Origin of the sequence: Roseofilum acuticapitatum BLCC-M154 (assembly GCF_030068475.1) — a bacterium.
GTDB lineage: Bacteria > Cyanobacteriota > Cyanobacteriia > Cyanobacteriales > Desertifilaceae > Roseofilum > Roseofilum acuticapitatum.
Genome location: NZ_JAQOSP010000006.1, coordinates 243063 through 261492, shown reverse-complemented (window position 1 = coordinate 261492; position 18430 = coordinate 243063). Strand labels below are relative to the sequence as shown.

General features: G+C 45.9%; 17 protein-coding genes. 10 read left to right on the top strand and 7 right to left on the bottom strand.

Annotation, left to right across the window (positions count from 1 at the left end):
- Positions 1-216: 216 nt before the first annotated feature.
- Positions 217-564: a HepT-like ribonuclease domain-containing protein gene (locus PMG71_RS01950; RefSeq protein ID WP_283751956.1), complete on the bottom strand. Its 348-nt coding sequence runs from the start codon at positions 562-564 to the stop codon at positions 217-219.
- Positions 551-892, bottom strand: coding sequence for a nucleotidyltransferase family protein (locus tag PMG71_RS01945; protein ID WP_347178742.1), 342 nt, complete (start codon positions 890-892; stop codon positions 551-553). Before PMG71_RS01945 ends, PMG71_RS01950 begins: the two co-directional genes overlap by 14 nt.
- Positions 893-930: 38 nt before the next feature.
- On the opposite strand from PMG71_RS01945, the gene PMG71_RS01940 reads away from it, so the two are divergent.
- From PMG71_RS01940 to PMG71_RS01910, 7 genes are all read left to right on the top strand, one after another.
- Positions 931-1095: a hypothetical protein gene (locus tag PMG71_RS01940; RefSeq protein ID WP_283751954.1), complete on the top strand. Its 165-nt coding sequence runs from the start codon at positions 931-933 to the stop codon at positions 1093-1095.
- A 63-nt stretch (positions 1096-1158) separates the two neighbouring features.
- Entirely contained in the window at positions 1159-2316 is a 1158-nt protein-coding gene (locus PMG71_RS01935) for a pentapeptide repeat-containing protein (RefSeq protein ID WP_283751953.1), read from the top strand.
- Positions 2317-2763: 447 nt separating this feature from the next.
- The gene (locus tag PMG71_RS01930) at positions 2764-3270 is read left to right on the top strand and encodes a hypothetical protein (protein ID WP_283751952.1); all 507 of its coding nucleotides are present in this window, start codon (positions 2764-2766) and stop codon (positions 3268-3270) included.
- A 112-nt stretch (positions 3271-3382) separates the two neighbouring features.
- Positions 3383-5959, top strand: a complete 2577-nt coding sequence (locus tag PMG71_RS01925) for a CHAT domain-containing protein (RefSeq protein ID WP_283751951.1) — start codon at positions 3383-3385, stop codon at positions 5957-5959.
- A 569-nt stretch (positions 5960-6528) separates the two neighbouring features.
- Positions 6529-6870, top strand: coding sequence for a histidine triad nucleotide-binding protein (locus tag PMG71_RS01920; RefSeq protein WP_283751950.1), 342 nt, complete (start codon positions 6529-6531; stop codon positions 6868-6870).
- 80 nt (positions 6871-6950) lie between these two features.
- Positions 6951-7286 carry a nucleotidyltransferase domain-containing protein gene (locus tag PMG71_RS01915; protein WP_283751949.1) on the top strand — a complete coding sequence of 112 codons (336 nt, stop codon included), beginning with the start codon at positions 6951-6953 and terminating at the stop codon, positions 7284-7286.
- Positions 7283-7654: a HEPN domain-containing protein gene (locus PMG71_RS01910; RefSeq protein WP_283751948.1), complete on the top strand. Its 372-nt coding sequence runs from the start codon at positions 7283-7285 to the stop codon at positions 7652-7654. The genes PMG71_RS01915 and PMG71_RS01910 overlap by 4 nt, the downstream gene beginning before the upstream one ends.
- A gap of 19 nt (positions 7655-7673) precedes the next feature.
- Here PMG71_RS01910 and PMG71_RS01905 read toward each other — a convergent pair whose 3' ends face one another.
- Entirely contained in the window at positions 7674-8906 is a 1233-nt protein-coding gene (locus PMG71_RS01905) for a pentapeptide repeat-containing protein (RefSeq protein ID WP_283751947.1), read from the bottom strand.
- Between the two features lie 66 nt (positions 8907-8972).
- Here PMG71_RS01905 and PMG71_RS01900 point away from each other — a divergent pair, with 66 nt between their 5' ends.
- Together PMG71_RS01900 and PMG71_RS01895 are read left to right on the top strand one after the other, a co-directional pair.
- On the top strand, positions 8973-10229 hold the full coding sequence (locus tag PMG71_RS01900) for a branched-chain amino acid ABC transporter substrate-binding protein (RefSeq protein WP_283751946.1): 1257 nt from the start codon (positions 8973-8975) through the stop codon (positions 10227-10229).
- Positions 10230-10271: 42 nt separating this feature from the next.
- The gene (locus PMG71_RS01895) at positions 10272-13319 is read left to right on the top strand and encodes an ATP-binding protein (RefSeq protein WP_283751945.1); all 3048 of its coding nucleotides are present in this window, start codon (positions 10272-10274) and stop codon (positions 13317-13319) included.
- Positions 13320-13498: 179 nt separating this feature from the next.
- Here the strand turns inward: PMG71_RS01895 and tadA are convergent, their stop codons facing one another.
- Together tadA and grxC are read right to left on the bottom strand one after the other, a co-directional pair.
- The gene (gene tadA, locus PMG71_RS01890) at positions 13499-13975 is read right to left on the bottom strand and encodes a tRNA adenosine(34) deaminase TadA (protein WP_283751944.1); all 477 of its coding nucleotides are present in this window, start codon (positions 13973-13975) and stop codon (positions 13499-13501) included.
- Between the two features lie 15 nt (positions 13976-13990).
- Positions 13991-14296: a glutaredoxin 3 gene (gene grxC, locus PMG71_RS01885; RefSeq protein WP_347179176.1), complete on the bottom strand. Its 306-nt coding sequence runs from the start codon at positions 14294-14296 to the stop codon at positions 13991-13993.
- Positions 14297-14414: 118 nt separating this feature from the next.
- Here grxC and PMG71_RS01880 point away from each other — a divergent pair, with 118 nt between their 5' ends.
- Positions 14415-15881, top strand: a complete 1467-nt coding sequence (locus PMG71_RS01880) for a DASH family cryptochrome (protein ID WP_283751942.1) — start codon at positions 14415-14417, stop codon at positions 15879-15881.
- Between the two features lie 485 nt (positions 15882-16366).
- Here the strand turns inward: PMG71_RS01880 and PMG71_RS01875 are convergent, their stop codons facing one another.
- The gene (locus PMG71_RS01875) at positions 16367-17227 is read right to left on the bottom strand and encodes an MBL fold metallo-hydrolase (RefSeq protein WP_283751941.1); all 861 of its coding nucleotides are present in this window, start codon (positions 17225-17227) and stop codon (positions 16367-16369) included.
- The gene (aroC, locus tag PMG71_RS01870) at positions 17220-18317 is read right to left on the bottom strand and encodes a chorismate synthase (protein ID WP_283751940.1); all 1098 of its coding nucleotides are present in this window, start codon (positions 18315-18317) and stop codon (positions 17220-17222) included. The genes PMG71_RS01875 and aroC overlap by 8 nt, the downstream gene beginning before the upstream one ends.
- Positions 18318-18430: the final 113 nt, after the last annotated feature.

Sequence of the window (18430 nt, the reverse complement as noted above, 5' to 3'; positions counted from 1 at the left end):
TTCACAGAGTCAGATCCATGCGATCGCAGGATGGGCACGATAGTGCAGTGGACTTTCAATTCTATCATGGTCTTCTCCTGCCGACCGACCCGCCATCCCTAAAAATGGAGTATAAATAGAGATATAAGACGTTTCTTAAGAGCCTTCCCATCATGGCTACTTCCGATTCTCAGCAACCCCCTTCTGCTCATCCCACACACAGCGTTCCAACCTAAATTATTCTGGGTTATCATCATTGGAAACTAACGGTTCGATATAGCTCAGAAGTTGAGGCAAATTCTCCGAAACTACTTTCCAAACTTCATCAATATCGACTTCATCATAATCATGAGTAATCACATCGCGCATACCTGCTATTTCTTTCCAGGGTATGCTGCTATGCAGTTGTCTAAACTCTTTTGATAATCTTTTGGTGGCCTCACCAATAATTGTAATCCGGCGCAAGATCGCATCTTGTTTTTCTAGATTACTGCTCAAGCTTTGAGAATCAATACCTTGAGTATATTGAAAAATAAGTTGTATAGCCGTCATAATATCGACTAAAGATTCTCTATCTCGCGACATAAATTACCTCAGCCGAATCGAGAATATTCTTGCGTCGAATCCAGTTCTGGCTGCGTTCTATCGCTTTCTTGCTAATCAAATCAACATCGCGCGAGCATAAGAGTTCTAGCTCTTCCTGCATGTGCATCTTTTCAAACAGTCCCCGTTGAGCCGTCGGTTGATAGGATACCAGAATATCAATATCGCTGCCAGCATGGAAGTCAGACCGCAGAATGGAGCCAAACACAGCCAACTCAGCCACATGCCAGCGCTGACAAAAGTCAACCAGTTGTTCGGGAGTTATCCCCAGGCGATCGTAAATTTGACCCTCAGCAATTGTGGTACTCATAGCTGCTTGGTTGAAGTCATCTGTCATCAGTGTATGAGATGACTGATTTAATTGAACAAGGTCGTCAATTTATGAACAACAGGAGTATGAAGAGGCGATCGCCATCCTCTCCCATTCACAGAGTCAGATCCATGCGATCGCAGGATGGGCACGATAGTGCAGTGGACTTTCAATCCGATCATGGTCTTCTCCTGCCGACCTAGCCACTATCCCTAAAAATGGAGTATAAATAGAGATATAAGACATTTTTTAAGAGCCTTCCCATCATGGCTACTTCCGATTCTGAGCAATCCCCTTCTACCCATCCCCAAGACAGCGTTCCCAAGAGGCGGCCAAGTCCCCAGAAGTGGAAGCTTTGGCTCATGGCGATCGCTGTTGTCTTTGCGCTTAACGAGGCAATCACATACTTCAGAATTGGCGCTGCTTACAAGACTTTAGCATCAGAACATATAGGAGGATCTATTTACAAACGGACAGAAGCAGCTGGGTATTTGGCTAAAGGTTGTACTTGGTATCAGTTAACTTCTTTGCGTTGTTGGAGTCTCAGAGGAGCCAACCTCAGTAGAGTAAACATCTTTGAAGCCAACCTCAGTCACGCCAACCTCAGTAGAGTAAACCTCTTTGGAGCAAGCCTCATTGACACCGACCTCCGTGAAGCCAACCTCCGTGAAGCCAACCTCAGTCACGCCAGGCTCAATCACACCGACCTCTATGGAGCCGACCTCCGTGGAGCCTACCTCAGTGATGCCTCCCTCCACTATGCCGACCTCCGTGGAGCCGACCTCCGTGGAGCCGACCTCCGTGGAGCCGACCTCGGTAAAGCCGACCTCGGTAAAGCCGACCTCCGTGGAGCCTACCTCGGTAAAGCCGACCTCCGTGGAGCCTACCTCCGTGATGCCGACCTCCGTGATGCCAACCTCTATGATGAAGCCGACCTCCGTGAAGCCGACCTCCGTGGAGCCTACCTTAGTGATGCCAACCTCAGTGGAGCCGACCTTAGTGATGCCAAGCTCAGTGGAGCCGACCTTAGTGATGCCTACCTTAGTGATGCCAAGCTCCGTGATGCCTACCTCTATGAAGCCGACCTTAGTGATGCCTACCTCGGTAAAGCCGACCTCCGTAATGCCAAGCTCAGAGGAGCCGACCTTAGTGATGCCGACCTCAGTGGAGCCAACCTCAGTGGAGCCTACCTCTATGGAGCCGACCTTAGTGATGCCTACCTCTATGGAGCCGACCTTAGTGATGCCAACCTCCGTGGAGCCGACCTTAGTGATGCCAACCTCCGTGGAGCCGACCTCACTCCTGAGCAAGTGAAATCAGCTTGTGGTTGGCAAGAAGCAGAATTTAATCCAGGATTCTTACGAAAATTGCACGCATCTGCTGACCCTCAAGAGCCACCTGATTGTAGTCGTTGGGAGTATTAGAGCCGTTCATGCTAAGGACATGACAACGGTTTCAGCGACCTTCATCTGATATCAAGACTTTTCGCAACGCGATCGCCTTTTCACTCCCATACGGCAGATAGTATAAACCTTATGAATGGGGACTATAGCTAGTCTAAATGAGTTGTGCAACAGGAAATGCCCTCTCCCTCAATCCCTCTCCCACGGGAGAGGGACTTTTCCCCTTCTCCCTTCGGCTACGCTCCCTTCGGCTACGCTCCCTTCGGCTACGCTCCCTTCGGCTACGCTCAGGGCAAGCAGGACAGCGCCCTTCGACTTCGCTCCCTTCGGCTACGCTCAGGGCAAGCAGGGTAGCGCCTGCGGGAGAAGGGGGTAGGGGGATGAGGGGCAGTTATTACATAACTCATTTAGGTTTGCTATATAGCGCAAAAAACAGTTTTCCTATTACCCATTACCCATTACCTCGCAATGTTTTCTGTCCACCCTATCCCCCTCTATGGCTTCACTGTCCTGGGACTGCTCATCTATGGGAGTCCCACCCTCGGTCAAATACGCCCTACCCCTCCTGTGAACCTTCCGCAAACGCTCCAGTTGACCATTGATGGAGTCAGTTCGTTTAGGAATATCCATCTCTACGATCGCATCCTTACCCTTGAGTCCCCGCAAACCTTTACCGATCCCAGTCAATTGATTACCGTGGGGTGTTCGGAAGATGAAGGTAATGTTTTTGTCGTCAAAGGACGGGGAGGTTTACCGGAAGACCCCACCCAAACCTTAAGCACGGCTACCATTTGGTCAGATTTACGACCGAATTTAGAGATAGAAGATCGAGGCGATCGCTCTTTTGAGCCACAACCAACGATTGTAGAAGCACAAAGATGGATCGTGAATCAGCGCGGCAATATAGAATTAGTGGCAGATGAACCTTCTCCCCCGGCTCAATTCGGTATACTGTCTCAGCCTTGTCTACATTAATGGGTAATTCATGCCCTCTCCCTCAATCCCTCTCCCACGGGATTCTTGACTTTCCCCCTTCTCCTGCGGGAGAAGGGGGTAGGGGGATGAGGGGTAATCGGTAATCGGTAAAATGCTATATCCGAAATACAAACACCGTTGGGTAAAGTTCTTATGGATCGCTTTAATTGCTCTGGTTGTTGCTCTGCTCATTGGCATGGGAGTGCCAGCAGTGGGAAAAGAACAACCGAGGGTCTTCTTGGCGACTACGGAGACCACTGATTTAATTGAACAGGGTCGTCAATGGTATCAAAAACAGGAGTATGAACAGGCGATCGCCCTTTGGCAACCTGCCCTCACCCAATTTGAACGTAGCGGTGACACAGCCCAACAAGCGCTTACTCTCAGTTATCTCGCCCTCGCTTATCAAGGTTTGGGGAATTGGGAGAGCGCTAAACAGAGCATGGAGAGCGCCCTGAATCTCTTAGAGCCTTTACCCTCAGAAGTGGGCATTCTTGCCCAAGTTCTCAATACCCAAGGACAACTGTATTACAGTCAGGGACAACTGGAAGCGGCTCTATCCGCTTGGGAAAAAGCGGAACAAGCCTATCATCGAGCAAAAGATCCAGAAGGGGTAACCGGTAGTCAACTGAATCAAGCTTCAGTGCTGCAACGGTTAGGACTCAATGAGCGATCGCAAGACCTCCTCAATGCTCTGATCGAACGCTTAGAACCTCAACCCCCTAGCCTGCTGAAAGTGCAAGCCTTGAGAACTTTGGGGGTTAGCTTCCATCTCGCGGCTCAGTTTGCAAAAGCCCAACAATTACTCGACGACAGCTTACATCTGAGCCAGAGTTTGAATGTTCCTTCAGAAGTTGCCCAAAATTTCTTGAGTTTGGGCAATCTGGCCAAAGATTGCAACCATCCAGAAGCAGCCCTAGACTATTATCAACAGGCGATCGCCATAACCCCCGATCATCTCCTGCTCAAAGTCCAAGCAAACGCCAACCTTCTGCGACTTCACCTCGAACAACAAGCCTTTACTGAAGCCCTAGAATTAATCCCCCCATTAAAAGCTGACCTCGCCCAACTGCCCCTAAGCCACAGCAGTATTTACGCCCATCTCAACGTCGCCGAAAGTCTCTTGAGACTCTTTCGCCTGCAACCCGAACTTGACCCCACGCTGCTAGAAACCGCCGCCCAACTCACCGAACTTGCCAGACAACAGAGCCTTACCCTCAAAGACTCCAGAGCGCAAGGCTGGGCAACCTTGCAACTGGGTAAACTTTATGCCCAAAACGAAGAACTGGAAACCGCCCTACAACTCACCCAAGAAGCTCTGTTTATGGCCCAAAAAATCGGCGCGGCTGACTTGCAAGCCAGAGCCAGTTGGCAACAAGGGCAACTACTGGTGCAACAAGAGGATGAACGTTCTGCCCTGGTTGCCTATCGCTCGGCAGTCGATACCCTAGAGTCAATTCGGGGGGATGTGGTAGCAACCAACCCAGATATGCAATTTTCTTTTAGGGAAGATATCGATCCAGTTTATCGGGGATTAATTGGTCTTTTGCTACAACCGGATGAGGAGAATCCACAAGATCTAAACCGGGTGCAAGAAGCCCGTGACATTCTCGAAGCTCTGCAACTGGCAGAATTAGATCACTTTTTCCGTGAAGCCTGTCGAGCCAACCGCCCGACACCCATTGATAAAATTGACCCGAAAGCTGCGGTTATTTATCCAATTATTTTACCCGATCGCCTAGAAGTCATTCTCACGCTTCCCGGCGACATCCAACAACACTACTCTACCCCCATTCCCCAACCGGAATTAGAAGAGCATTTACGACAAATGCGCCAATCTTTACACCCTGCCTATTCCAATCAAGAACGGCTGAAGCTCTACCAACAAGCCTATAATTGGCTGATTCAACCCGCAGAGAGTGCCTTAAGAGCATCGAAAATTGAAACCTTAGTCTTTGTTCTCGATAGTCAGTTGCAAAATGTGCCCATGGCTGCGCTTTATGATGGAGAACACTATTTAGTTGAAGAGTATGCGATCGCCCTAACCAAAAGCTTGCAACTGATCCAATCTCCTCCTCTAGAGCCAGAAAAGTTACAAGCGCTCACGGCTGGACTCAGTGAAGCTCGCCAGGGATTTCGCCCCCTTCCCGGTGTCGCGGAGGAAGTGGAACAAATTGGTCATCAGATTAAAACTCGCCTGTTGCTGGATCGGACATTTACGGCGGAAGAATTGAAAAAAGCCATTCAAGAAACCCCTTTTCCTATCGTCCATTTAGCTACCCATGGCCAGTTTAGCTCTGATGCAGAAGGTACATTTATCTTAACTTGGGATAGCCAGATTAATGTGCGGGATCTCGATACCTTGGTGCGATCACGATCGCAACCTTTACAAAACCCCATCGAATTACTCGTACTCAGTGCCTGCAAAACAGCACAAGGAGATGAGCGGGCGATTTTAGGATTAGCTGGGGTAGCTCTGCGCTCTGGAGCAAGAAGCACCCTGGCCACACTCTGGGCCGTTCGAGACCAATCTACCGCCCAATTTATGGTTGACTTTTACCAACATCTCAATCAACCGGGGATGAGCAAAGCTAAAGCACTACAACAGGCTCAAATTAACCTCTTGCAGAGTAAATATCGTCATCCCATTTACTGGGCCCCCTTCGTCATGGTGGGCAATTGGCTTTAATGTCATCCTCAAACATTGATTTGTGGCTCTAATTGTATGGTGATATCAAGTCTGTTGGATCAGTTATAGTATGTCATTGCGAAGGTCGCGCAAGCGGAATGAAGCAATCCCAGCATTCCCGGTAATCTTGGCGATTGCTTCCCTTCGGTCGCAATGATACAGCGCAAAGCGCTGTATCGGTGGACAGTAGGAAAAGATCCCCCCTTGCCCTGCTTAAAAAGCAGGGGGGAATAGGAAAACCCCCTGCTTTTTAAGGGGGATTTAGGGGGATCAAGATGTCCCACATAACAGCGAAAACTGCTGTATAGGGCTTTGCGCTCTGGTTGAGGCTATGGGGAGTGCGAGCGTCCCGCTCGCTGGAGGTCAAAAACAGAAGGTTAACAGCGAGCAAGATCGAGGTCAATTCTGGTTGGGGGAATGGGGAGTGCGAGCGTCCCGCTCGCTGGAGGTCAAAAACAGAAGGTTAACAGCGAGCAAGATGCTCGCACTACGACAACCAGAAGAGAGCCGAGAAACGCGGTTTGTCGGTGCTGTATGATCAGGAAAATACAATTTATCGCCCTTCGATCATGAGCGAAACCATTTTTAGTAAGATTATCCGCAAGGAAATTCCGGCGGATATTGTCTATGAAGATGACCTGTGTCTAGCCTTTAAGGATATTTCTCCCCAAGCTCCGACTCACATTCTGGTGATTCCTAAAAAGCCGATCGCCAAATTAGCCGATGCTGAATCTCAAGATCATGCCTTAATGGGTCATTTATTACTCACGGTTAAACGAGTAGCGGAGCAAGCAGGACTGAGTAACGGGTATCGAGTAGTGATTAATACAGGAGAAGACGGAGGGCAAACCGTCGATCATCTCCATCTCCACATTCTCGGAGGACGCGCTTTGGCTTGGCCTCCAGGCTAGTTTGGTTATTAATCTTGTTGTACGGGTGGGTTTTCCCAATATTTTAGGAAACCCATCAGCTTGTTTATTGGAGTATCCTTATGCTTCTCGAAGAACGGCGAATATTAGTTGAAATTGCAACTCAGAAACTCAAAGAATATTTAAAACAACTTTATCAAGATAATTTAGATAAAGTAATTTTGTTTGGTTCTGAAGCACGTGGTGAGGCTGAAATTGATTCTGATGTTGATATTTTGATTGTACTTAAACAGCCTTTCATATACTTTGATGAGATCAAAAGAGTCAGCGAATTTATAAGTGATTTATGCTTGGATTATCAATTATACTTGAGCTGCTGTTTTGCAACTTCGCAAACTTGGCAAAAATCAGAAACTGGATTTTATAGAAATTTGCGGGCAGAGGGGATTGAACTGTGAATGAAGCTCAAGTTCAATATCTTGAAAAAGCCAAAAGAAGTTTAACTGTTGCTCAACAAAATAAAGAAGCGGGTTTTTCTGAATTTGCCTTATCACGAGCTTATTACACGATGTTTTATGTAGCTTCAGCTTTTCTGGAGGGCGAAGGTTTAGCTTTTGGGAAACATTCGGCTGTCATTTCGGCATTTGGAAGGGAGTTTGCTAAAACAGGGAAAGTCCCTAAGCAATTTCATAGATACTTAATCACGGCTGAAGAAGCTAGAAAAGAAGCTGATTATGGTTTACAAGTAAACATTAGTGCTGAAAATGCCCAAGAAACCATTAATCAAGCACAGGAAATGTTAGAGTTTGCCGAAAATTCTCTTTGAACTCATCGTTGACTCTAGACTATCGTCCTAATAAATTGGCAATGCCTTCACATCCTCCGGGAATGGTTTGTCGGGAGGCTTCCCCACACCAAGAACAGCAATAATGGCGTTGTTCTTCTGAGAGTTCTTTGACTTCAGAAAAATCAACATTTTCGACGACTGCACCGGTATATTCTCCGGTTTTGTAATTGGGGGTATGTTGGCGATCGCGGGGAGTAGCCATTTCGGTCGATCCATAAAAGAACCGTGTCCCTTTTAAGTCAGCCCCTGCTAAATTGGCTTGATATAAAACCGTGCGGGATAAATTGGCTTTGGTTAAATCGGCATTTCTGAGATCGGTGCGAACTAAATAGGCTTCACTTAAATCAGCCCATCTCAGGTCTGTACTGACTAAATTAGCTCCGGCTAACATCACGCCTAAATTAATCACCCGGATGCCATTGAGCCGGTCTTCTTGATATCCGCCTCTGCCATCAAAAATGGGTCGCCCTAAATGATAATCCCGGCGTAGGGGAGTGAGGAGATTGGATTGGGATAAAAAGCGAATAACTTTGGCTTTTCCGGCGGCATTGACGCTGCTGAGAATGGCGGCGGTGCGACCTTCAGCAAAACAGCGCTCTTGGGGCCAATCTTCTAACATGCCTTCATCATCTAATGCTAATTCAGAAATGCCTTGAAAAAAGGCATCAATGGTTTGTTGTTGGGTGATGGTATTTTGCTGAATGGTTAAATCTTTGGAAATGACATATTGTCGCCAGGAAATGTAAACGGCTAAAATGGCGATCATGATTTGTCCGACAGCGCCTACCCATTCGGCCCAGGAGCCAAATTCATCCCATTTAACTTGATTGAGCCAGTTGCCAATGGCGCGATAGAGTCCTAAGTAATTGAGGAGTCCAGCGAGGGAAACAAATAAACCGGTAAATCCGATGAGTTGCGATCGCTGTCTAGGGGTAAGATCTTTGAGCGTCCAAGCTAATGTGGGCCAGACTAACCGTAGGGCGATCGCAAAGGCAACCCCAGCGCCAGAAAAGCCAATCCAGAGATTATGCACAGATAATCCCACAAACATAACGGCGATCGCCACAACCATAACCCAATCCCCTGATGGTGGGGGTTTAGTCTGCCAACGCTCCGGATTAAACTCTGAAGGAGGTAAAGTCGAGGGCGGTTTCTCCAGGGAATGGCGGGGTTTCCCTTGGGGACTGGGGGAGACAGGAGCCGAAGAGGAGGCAAGGGGATCGGGAATCATAAAAAATTGGCAAGAATAATCAGGAGAGTGCCATCTTAGAACAGAGATAGCAGGTAGTCTTCAGACATGATACTGAAAAATAAGTGGACAATTACTAATCTGTTGATGCTCTTGGGTATTCTAGGATTATCGGCTTGTGGATCGAGGCTTCCTGAATGCACAGATCGTTTAGGATGTGTGACGATTCTACCGGATGAACCCATTGAGCTAGGGGTGCTGCAAAGCTTAAGTGGAAATATGACTCCAGTGGGCAATACTCAGCTCAATAGTATTAAGTTAGCGATCCAACAAAGAGAGGGTCAACTCTTGGGACATCCTCTCGTTATCCATACTGAGGATGAACTCTGTAGTGAGGAAGGGGGGGCCAATGGCGCTCTGAAATTGGCGGCTAATCCCCAGATTATCGCGGTATGGGGTACAACTTGTTCTAATGCAGCCACCGAAGCGAGTCAAATTCTTTCGGAAGCGGGACGGGTGATGGTGTCAGCCACCAATACCGCGCCTTCGTTAACTGAGGTGGGTTCTAAAGCTGCTAGTGATTGGTATGTGGGGTATTTTCGCACCACTTATAATGGGGCTAGGGTGGGGGAGATGGCGGCAAAATTTGCCTTTGAACAGTTGGGGCTGAAAAGGGCAGCCACGCTCAATGATGGGGATGCTTTTACCCAGGGGTTAAGTGAAGCCTTTGAGCAGGAGTTTTGGGAACTGGGGGGTGAGGTGGTTTTAAGTGGGGTGGTGAATAAGGGCGATCGCAATATGAAGCCAATTTTAAGGTCAATTGCTACATCACAGAGCCAGATTTTATTTATGCCTCTTTTTCCCGCAGAAGCGACGGAACTGCTGCGCCAGTTGAGGCAGATGCCCGATTTATCAAACTTAGTGTTAATTACTGGAGACTCCTTGCAAAGCGATCCGGTGTTAACGGCGATCGGTGAAGATGGAGTAGGATTATATTTTGTCAGTTTTGCTTGGCCGGATCAGGAGGCTTTAGCCCAACTCAAACAAGCCTATGAAGCAGAATATGGTTCTCCTCCAGAGCATCCTTATTATAGTTTTGCCTATGATGCCGCTAATATAGTTTTAGAGGCGATTTCTACTGTAGCGGTGCGATCGCCCAATGGTACACTACAAGTTGGCCGTCAAGCCCTGCGAGATGCTTTGTACAATACCTCTAATTTCCCCGGAGTTACAGGATCTTTGAGTTGTAATCAATTTGGCGATTGTGCCTCTGGTCACTTTAGCATCCTGCAATTTAACGATCCGGCTGCTGGTTTAGACGGGTTGAATGCCAATCGAGTCTATCTCTATGAACCCAATCCCTAAAAGACCATTTGTATGGGACGTTGATTCTATTACCGTTCATTTTTGCGATCCGAATATGATATGATACCGGCGATCGTCGCTCAACTTAGAAAACTCCAACACTGGTGGAATCGATTAAGTATTACCACTAAGTTCTCCACAGGTTTTGGGGGATTGTTTACATTAATTATCTTTGTTTCTATTAATAGTTATATTGCCTTAAAAATTATACAGGGTCAAGCGGAAAAAGACATTTCTATCAGCGTAGAACTTCAGCGATTAGTGCTAGAGATGGATCGAAATTTACAGGAAGCTCGTACCCATCAACGGGATTTTTTCCTACGTTATCCAGAAATTGGCTTTAGTCAAGCTAAAGAAATTTATGCCCAAGAAGCCGTTGATAATATTAATGAAGTCGTTCGCCTAACCACTGAGTTTAAACAACTCATTGAACAACCTCAAGTTAGTGATTCCCTGAAACAAACTAATGTAGATTTAAGTTTATTCGTTTCTTCAGCCCAACGCTATGAAACAACCTTTATTGAAGCTGTTGAATTAGTAACACAACTCGCCCAAGAAAAAAATGGACTTCAACACCAACTGGAGAATTGGGGGAGTGAAGGTAAAAAAGCCATTCAATCCCTAGATCTTCAATGGCGTGAACAATACCAAGCCTTACGTCTGGCAGAAAAAGAGTATTTGATTACTCGCCAGCGCCCCCATATGCAGTCCGCCTTTAACATCTTACTCGAATTGGAGAAAAAAATAGCCGAAAATACGGCGCTTAGTCCGGAACAAAAGTCTGAAGTATTCAATATTCTAGACTCCTATAAAAAAACGGCTGAAAAAATCTTACAGGTCGATACCGCAATTCAATCTAGATTTCGGGATTTTGACTTGCAAGCTCAAAACATTGACCGAATTTCTAGTGAACTGATTGCCTTGAGCAATCAGGAAGTCATCAAAGCACAAAAACGAGTGGAAAAAGCAAGCCAATTGATCTATTTTATTCTGGTTCTTTCTGCCCTTTTTGGATTATTTATTACAGCAATCATTGCCCGATTATTTCAAAAAACAATTACTGAAAAAATCATCCAACTCACCCAAGGTGTTAATCAGATTAAACAAGGTTCTCTGAATCATCGTTTACCCCTAGAATCGGAAGATGAGTTAGGAGAATTAGCAGAAGGGTTTAATCAAATGGCGACTCAACTTCAAGCCTTAGTTCATAATTTAGAACAACAAGTCGCAGAACAAACAGTAGCGATTCGTAAAAGTGAAGCTCTGCTTAATGAAACCCAAAAAATTGGCCAGTTAGGAGGATGGGAATTCGATCCTCAGACTCAAGAGTTAGTTTGGACTCAAGAAGTGTATCATATCCATGAAGTTGAAGCCGATTATGTACCGACTTTGGAAGGGATGTTATCCTTCTTTGAGGGGGAGTATAGAGAACACTTACAAGCAGCAATGAATGAGGCGACAAATAACTTAACTGAATTTGATTTAGAACTCCCTTTAATGCGTCATTCGCGGGATTTAATTTGGGTTCGTTTAATTGGTCAACCCTTGGCAGTTGAAGATGAAAGAATTAAGTTGAAAGGTACTTTACAAAATATTACTGACCGCAAAGAAATTGAACTGGCTCTGCAAAAAGCTAAACAAGCGGCCGATAGTGCCAACCAAGCTAAAACGGAGTTTTTGTCAAGTATGAGTCATGAACTTCGTACTCCTTTGAATGGAATTTTAGGCTATACTCAAATCCTAAAACGCTCCAAAACTTTAGAAGGCGAAGACCGCAAAGGGGTAGAAGTCATTCATGAATGTGGTTCCCATTTACTGACTTTGATTAATGATATTCTCGATATGGCAAAAATTGAATCGAGAAAAGTAGAGTTGTATGAAGAACCTTTAGATTTGAGTTATTTTTTGGATGGAGTAAGTTCAATTTGTAAAATAAAAGCTCATCAAAAAGGATTAGGCTTTAGAAGTATTTACGATCCTCGGTTACCGAAAACGATTATTGTGGATCAAAAACGCTTACGACAAGTTTTAATCAATTTGATTGGTAATGCAATTAAGTTTACAGATACTGGAGAAATTACTTTTAAGGTTGATTTTTTGGATTGGATATCTAGATCCGATCAAACCTATGCTAAAATTCGTTTTGATGTGAAAGATACAGGGATTGGAATCACTCCAGAACAGCTAGAGAAAATCTTTTCTCCCTTTGAGCAAGTTGGGGAAAAAGCTCGGATGTCTGAAGGTACAGGTTTAGGATTAGCGATTAGTCAAAATATTGTGCAACTAATGGGGGGTAATCTCAAGGTTTCTAGTATTCCTAACCAAGGGAGTTGCTTCTTTTTTGAAATTCAGTGCTTATTAGCTGAAGAAGGACTATCTTCACCCTTGCCTGTTTCAGAAAATAGCATTACTGGGTATTTAGGAGAAAAACAGACCATTTTAGTGATTGATGACCGTTGGGAACATCGGTCTTTAATCGTTAATTTACTCAATTCTCTAGGATTTCGGGTGATTGAAGCAACGGATGGTAAGGAAGGACTTAAGGAAGCGGAAAAAGTGACCCCAGATTTAATTATTACTGATATTTTTATGCCGGTGATGGATGGCTTAGAGTTGACTCAGGTTATCCGACATTTAGAGCATTTAAAACAAGTTCCGATTATTATCTCTAGTGCTAGTATTTCGGGTTTAGATTCGGAATATAGACTGCAAATTGATTGCAATGAGTTTATTCCGAAACCGATTGATACAGAGGTCTTACTAGCTAGTTTGAAAAAACATTTGGATCTTACTTGGATCTATGCAGATGATCGGGATTTAGATCATCTGGATTATCCCCTGGATCAATCAACAAATAGTCATGTATTACCGATGCAGTTTCCTCCAAAAGCAGAGCTAGAAAATCTCTATCGATCGGCAAGAATCGGTGATATTGAGGATATGGAAAATGAGGTGAAGCGCTTAGGTCAACTTGATGAAGATTATGATTCTTTTGTGAGTTATGCGTCTCAGCTATTAGATGAGTTTGCAATCGAAGAAATTAGGGTTTTGTTAGAAGATTTTTTCCAAAAGGTGGAAAATTCGGCTTGATCGAATGTCGGGAATACAGCGCTTTGCGCTGTAGTGGGGGAATGGGGGAATGGGGGAATGGGGGGAGCAAACAATAGACTTGGTAGAAGCTCTGAGCTGTTCTAGATATCGTTAAAAACCATCATTAATGTACCTCATAGCAGAGGAAACTGCTGTATAGCCCCATTCCCCCACTACAGCTATCTTCGTTGGGCAAACCAGGATTGTAATTGCTGGCGACAGGGGGATTCAAGAATTCCGGATAATACTTGAAGACGGTGGTTAGAGGCGGGGCTGTCAGGCAGATTTAAGACGGTGCGAATGGCTCCGGTTTTGGGATCGTCGATTCCATAAATGAGCTGTTGTAAGCGAGCATGGATAATGGCTCCGGCACACATGGGGCAGGGTTCGAGGGTGACATAGAGAGTGCAGCCTTCTAAGTGCCAGGAGTTGAGGCGATCGCAGGCTGCACGAATTGCCCCGATCTCAGCATGGGCAGTGGGATCGCGATCGCGTTCTTTATGATTTGTGCCTTCTGCGAGGAATTGTCCTTGGCGATCGGTAATGATTGCCCCCACAGGGATTTCTCCTGCTTCTCCTGCGGTTTGTGCCAGCTCAAGAGCGCGAGTCATCCAATGGCGATGATGTTGATAGAGGGGATGGGTTAAGGAGGACACGGGGTTGGAGTGGGGTTATTGGGTGAGTAGGGGATTGAGTTCTCCTTGTTGATCTAGGGCATATAAATCATCACAGCCTCCGATGTGGCGATCGTTAATAAAAATTTGGGGAACCGATCGCCGTCCTTTAGCCCGTTCTGCCATCTGGCTTCGGGCGGCTTCATCACCATCAATTTTGTACTCGGTATAAGAAACCCCTTTGCGCCATAGTAATAATTTGGCTCGGATACAGAAGGGGCAAGTTTGCCAAGTGTAAATTTCAACTTTCGCTTTAATTTTTTCTGAGGGACGACCCAACCAGGAATTGAGAAAATCGAGCATAGAGTAGAAAGATTTCATCACGATACTGCCTTTTATTTTAATCAAGCCTTGCTCCTTTTATGGCAAACTGAAGAAAAGCCTGCTCAATCAACCGATCCATCCCCTAGGTAGTAGACTGATGAGCCAAAAACCGATCCTTCTTTGGTATCGTAACGATCTGCGATCGCACGATCATGAACCCCTAAACCAAGCCCTGAAGACTGGCGCTGTAGTCATTCCAGTATATTGTTTTGACTCTCGCTGGCTAAATCACACCCATTTTGGCTTTCCCAAGATGGGTGTTTTTCGCGCTCAATTTCTTCTGGAAAGTGTCAATACCCTGCGTCAAACCTTAAGAAATCTAGGCAGCGATCTGATGATCCGTCAGGGGTTACCCGAAAAAGTGATTGCTGAGTTAGCCCTAACTCTAAACGCCAGTGCGGTGTATTATCATCAGGAAGTGACCGCAGAAGAGAAGTTAGTAGAAACCAAACTTCACCAAACCTTAAGCCAACATCAGATTTCTACCCAAGGCTTTTGGGGGTCTACTTTATATCATATTGAAGATTTACCTTGGGCGATCGCCGACCTTCCCGAAGTGTTTACCCCCTATCGGAAAGAAGTCGAAAAACGCTCCCAGATTCGCGCTACTTTTCCCACTCCCAATACTCTTCCAGCCTTACCCAGTCTCGATCTAGGAGATTTGCCTACCCTCACAGAATGGGGACTCGAACCCCCCCGATCCGATCCGCGAGCCGTCTTATTTTTCAGGGGTGGAGAAAAAGCGGGACTACAACGGATAGAAGATTATATTTGGCAGGGCAATCATTTACAACATTATAAACAAACTCGCAATCAAATGTTAGGGGCAGATGGTTCATCTAAATTATCTCCCTGGTTAACGTTTGGTTGTCTCTCTCCTCGTTTTATTTATCAAGAAGTCCAAAAATATGAATCAGAACGGGTCAAAAATGAATCCACGTATTGGCTCATTTTTGAACTCCTATGGCGGGATTATTTTCGTTTCATCTGTGCCAAACATGGGAATAAAATATTTTATGCTTCTGGACTGCAAGGATTGTCTTTTCCTTGGAAACAAGATTGGCAACAGTTTGAACGCTGGCAACAGGGAAATACTGGATTTCCTTTAGTCGATGCCAATATGAGGGAATTAGCGGCTACTGGATTTATGTCGAATCGAGGTCGGCAAAATGTGGCTAGTTTTCTGACTAAAAATCTAGGTATGGACTGGCGCATGGGGGCAGAATGGTTTGAATCCTGTTTAATTGATTACGATCCCTGTAGTAATTGGGGAAACTGGAATTATGTGGCGGGAGTAGGAAACGATCGCCGTGGTTTTCGCTACTTTAATATTGCTAAACAATCCCAAGATTATGACCCGAAAGGGCAATATGTCAAGCATTGGTTACCGGAATTAGCTAAAGTTCCACCGACTAAAATTCATCAACCTTGGAAGTTGTTAGCTGTGGAGCAAAAACGCTTTGGTGTTCAGATGGGTGTAGATTACCCTTTGCCGATGGTAGATTTGACTGAATCTGTGCAAATGAATCGTCATATTTATAGTGCTTCAGGGGGTAATTCGTAAGTCATACAGCGCAAAGCGCTGTGATGGGGGGATGGGGAGATAGGGGGATAGGGGGAACAAACAACAGACTGGGTGGCGCTTTGAGCTATTTTAGCTATCGTTAAAAACAGTCATTAATGTACCTCATAGCAGAGTAAACTGCTGTAAGTAATGAGTAATGAGTAAGAATTTAAACTATTCTGTCTTAACGTCTTAATTTTCAAGGCTTGCCAATAGCAGCTTTTCATGTCCGCGAAGCGGAAATACCCTAATTAAAAATCCAGGGAGCAAGATGCTCCCACTCCAGTCATATCAAAGAATTCGAGGAGTGCGGGCATCTTGCCCGCTTCTCTTTTCCAATTTTCATGTCCGCTTGCGGAAACCGGACTTGATATTACTGATGACTCATATAAATGCCAAAGGAGTTGTTATAGTGGCCGTAATTTTATGGACAAAAGCAAGCAACAATTGGGCTTAGACCACCCTCCTGAAGACCCTTCCCAAGCCTAAGTGTCAATCAGGCTTAAAATCATCCCTTCGCGGGCTAAAACCGTGTTGGGAAAGCGCTTTTGAACCTCCTCTTGAATGTGGTCGAGGGTATCATCATCATGATTGGGTTCATGATGGAAAACGATCAGCTTTTTCACCCCTGCGGCTTCGGCTACTTTGACCCCTTCTTCCCAGGTAGAATGACCCCAACCGACTTTAGAGGATTTAGGGTTGCTGTATTCGTTGTCAGTGTACATGGCATCGTAGATCAAGATGTCGGCATTCCGAGCTAACTTGAGGACATCTGGATCGAGGCGATCGCTATAATGCTCCGTATCCGTACAATAAACCGCCGTGTGTCCTTGCCAAGTAATCCGATAACCCATAGCCCCATTCGGATGATTAAGATGACCGGTTTCAATCTCAATCCCATCTAGGTTGACTTGTTCTCCAGGAGAAAGCTTAGAAAACTTCAGATCCGCCTTGGGTATGGGTGAGGGGACGGGGGAATTAATATGGAGAATCGCATGATGAAAATGGTCTTCTAGAGACTCGCTAGAGTCGGGGACATCCCCCCAAACATGGATCTGATTCCCTGGGGTAAAGAGGGGGATGAAAAAGGGTACACCTTGGATATGATCCCAATGGTAATGGGTAAAAAAGAGGTTCACATCTAGGGGAAATTCCGTGGAGAGGCGATCGCCGAGAGCGCGTAAACCGGTTCCGCCATCGAAAATAAAGTGTTTCTCTCCAATACGCATTTCCAGACAGGAAGTATTGCCACCATAGCGGACGGTTTCCGGGCCAGGAGCGGGGATACTCCCCCGCACACCCCAAAATTGAACCTCAAAGAGTGAAGAAGGTTGTTGACTAATCATGATTGAGTGTTCCGCATTGACCTTGGTGACGTAGGAGGTGGTCGCATAAAACCAGAGCCACCATTGCTTCTACCATAGGCACGGCTCTCGGTAAAACGCAAGGATCGTGACGACCTTTAGCCGCTAACAGGGTTTCTTCACCCTCTCTAGTAACCGTGCGCTGTTCTTTACGAATGGTGGCGGTGGGTTTAAAAGCGACTCGGAGAATAATCGATTCGCCATTGGAGATTCCCCCTTGAATGCCCCCAGAGCGGTTGGTGGCGGTGCGGACTTCTGCGCGATCGCCTAAAATAAATTCATCATTGTGTTCGCTCCCAGTCAGCAGAGTTCCAGCAAACCCCGAACCGATCTCAAATCCTTTACTGGCCGGTAGAGACATCACACCTTTGGCCAAATCTGCCTCTAGTTTATCAAACACCGGCATTCCTAGACCTTTGGGCACATGACGAGCCACACATTCAACCACCCCACCTAGGGAGTCTCCTTCCCGTTTAATCGCTTCAATGCGTTCAATCATCCGTTCGTAGGCTTCGGGATCGGGACAGCGAACGATATTACTTTCCACTTGTTCGAGAGTCACAGTTGCCGGATCGACGATCGCCTCTAAATCCTGAATACGCTTCACATAGCCGATAATTTCCACGCCAGCCGCCTGTTTAAGGATTTTTTTGGCGATCGCCCCCGCAGCCACCCGACCAATGGTTTCCCGTGCCGAAGAGCGTCCTCCACCTTGCCAATTGCGAATCCCATATTTAGCATCATAGGTAGCATCCGCATGGGACGGCCGGTATTTTTGTGCCATCTCATCATAATCCTGGGGCCGGGTATCCTTATTCGGAACCAAAATCATAATCGGAGTCCCCAGGGTTTTGCCCTCAAAGACTCCCGAAAGAATCTCACAGGTATCCGTTTCCTTACGCGGTGTCGTAATTTTACTTTGTCCCGGCCGGCGGCGATCCAACTCTACCTGGATCTCCTCTGCTGAAATCTCTAGAAGCGGTGGACAACCATCAATAATCACCCCAACCCCACCGCCATGGGATTCCCCAAATGTTGTAATCCGAAATAAATGCCCGAAGGTATTACCCATAATAGTTAGTTAACCCAGCTTAGATCTATCCTATCCCAGATTTTCCTAGAAACCGGGTTGCTCCCAAAAGCTCTGAGAATTGGTATAAACTGCAAAAATCCTGATTCAAATTC

Excerpts from the sequence above, each read along its gene's own strand:
- PMG71_RS01950 (WP_283751956.1), bottom strand. The coding sequence starts at position 564 with ATGTCGCGAGATAGAGAATCTTTAGTCGATATTATGACGGCTATACAA.
- PMG71_RS01945 (WP_347178742.1), bottom strand. The coding sequence starts at position 892 with ATGAGTACCACAATTGCTGAGGGTCAAATTTACGATCGCCTGGGGATA.
- PMG71_RS01940 (WP_283751954.1), top strand. The coding sequence starts at position 931 with ATGACTGATTTAATTGAACAAGGTCGTCAATTTATGAACAACAGGAGT.
- PMG71_RS01935 (WP_283751953.1), top strand. The coding sequence starts at position 1,159 with ATGGCTACTTCCGATTCTGAGCAATCCCCTTCTACCCATCCCCAAGAC.
- PMG71_RS01930 (WP_283751952.1), top strand. The coding sequence starts at position 2,764 with ATGTTTTCTGTCCACCCTATCCCCCTCTATGGCTTCACTGTCCTGGGA.
- PMG71_RS01925 (WP_283751951.1), top strand. The coding sequence starts at position 3,383 with ATGCTATATCCGAAATACAAACACCGTTGGGTAAAGTTCTTATGGATC.
- PMG71_RS01920 (WP_283751950.1), top strand. The coding sequence starts at position 6,529 with ATGAGCGAAACCATTTTTAGTAAGATTATCCGCAAGGAAATTCCGGCG.
- PMG71_RS01915 (WP_283751949.1), top strand. The coding sequence starts at position 6,951 with ATGCTTCTCGAAGAACGGCGAATATTAGTTGAAATTGCAACTCAGAAA.
- PMG71_RS01905 (WP_283751947.1), bottom strand. The coding sequence starts at position 8,906 with ATGATTCCCGATCCCCTTGCCTCCTCTTCGGCTCCTGTCTCCCCCAGT.
- PMG71_RS01900 (WP_283751946.1), top strand. The coding sequence starts at position 8,973 with ATGATACTGAAAAATAAGTGGACAATTACTAATCTGTTGATGCTCTTG.
- grxC (WP_347179176.1), bottom strand. The coding sequence starts at position 14,296 with ATGCTCGATTTTCTCAATTCCTGGTTGGGTCGTCCCTCAGAAAAAATT.
- PMG71_RS01880 (WP_283751942.1), top strand. The coding sequence starts at position 14,415 with ATGAGCCAAAAACCGATCCTTCTTTGGTATCGTAACGATCTGCGATCG.
- PMG71_RS01875 (WP_283751941.1), bottom strand. The coding sequence starts at position 17,227 with ATGATTAGTCAACAACCTTCTTCACTCTTTGAGGTTCAATTTTGGGGT.
- aroC (WP_283751940.1), bottom strand. The coding sequence starts at position 18,317 with ATGGGTAATACCTTCGGGCATTTATTTCGGATTACAACATTTGGGGAA.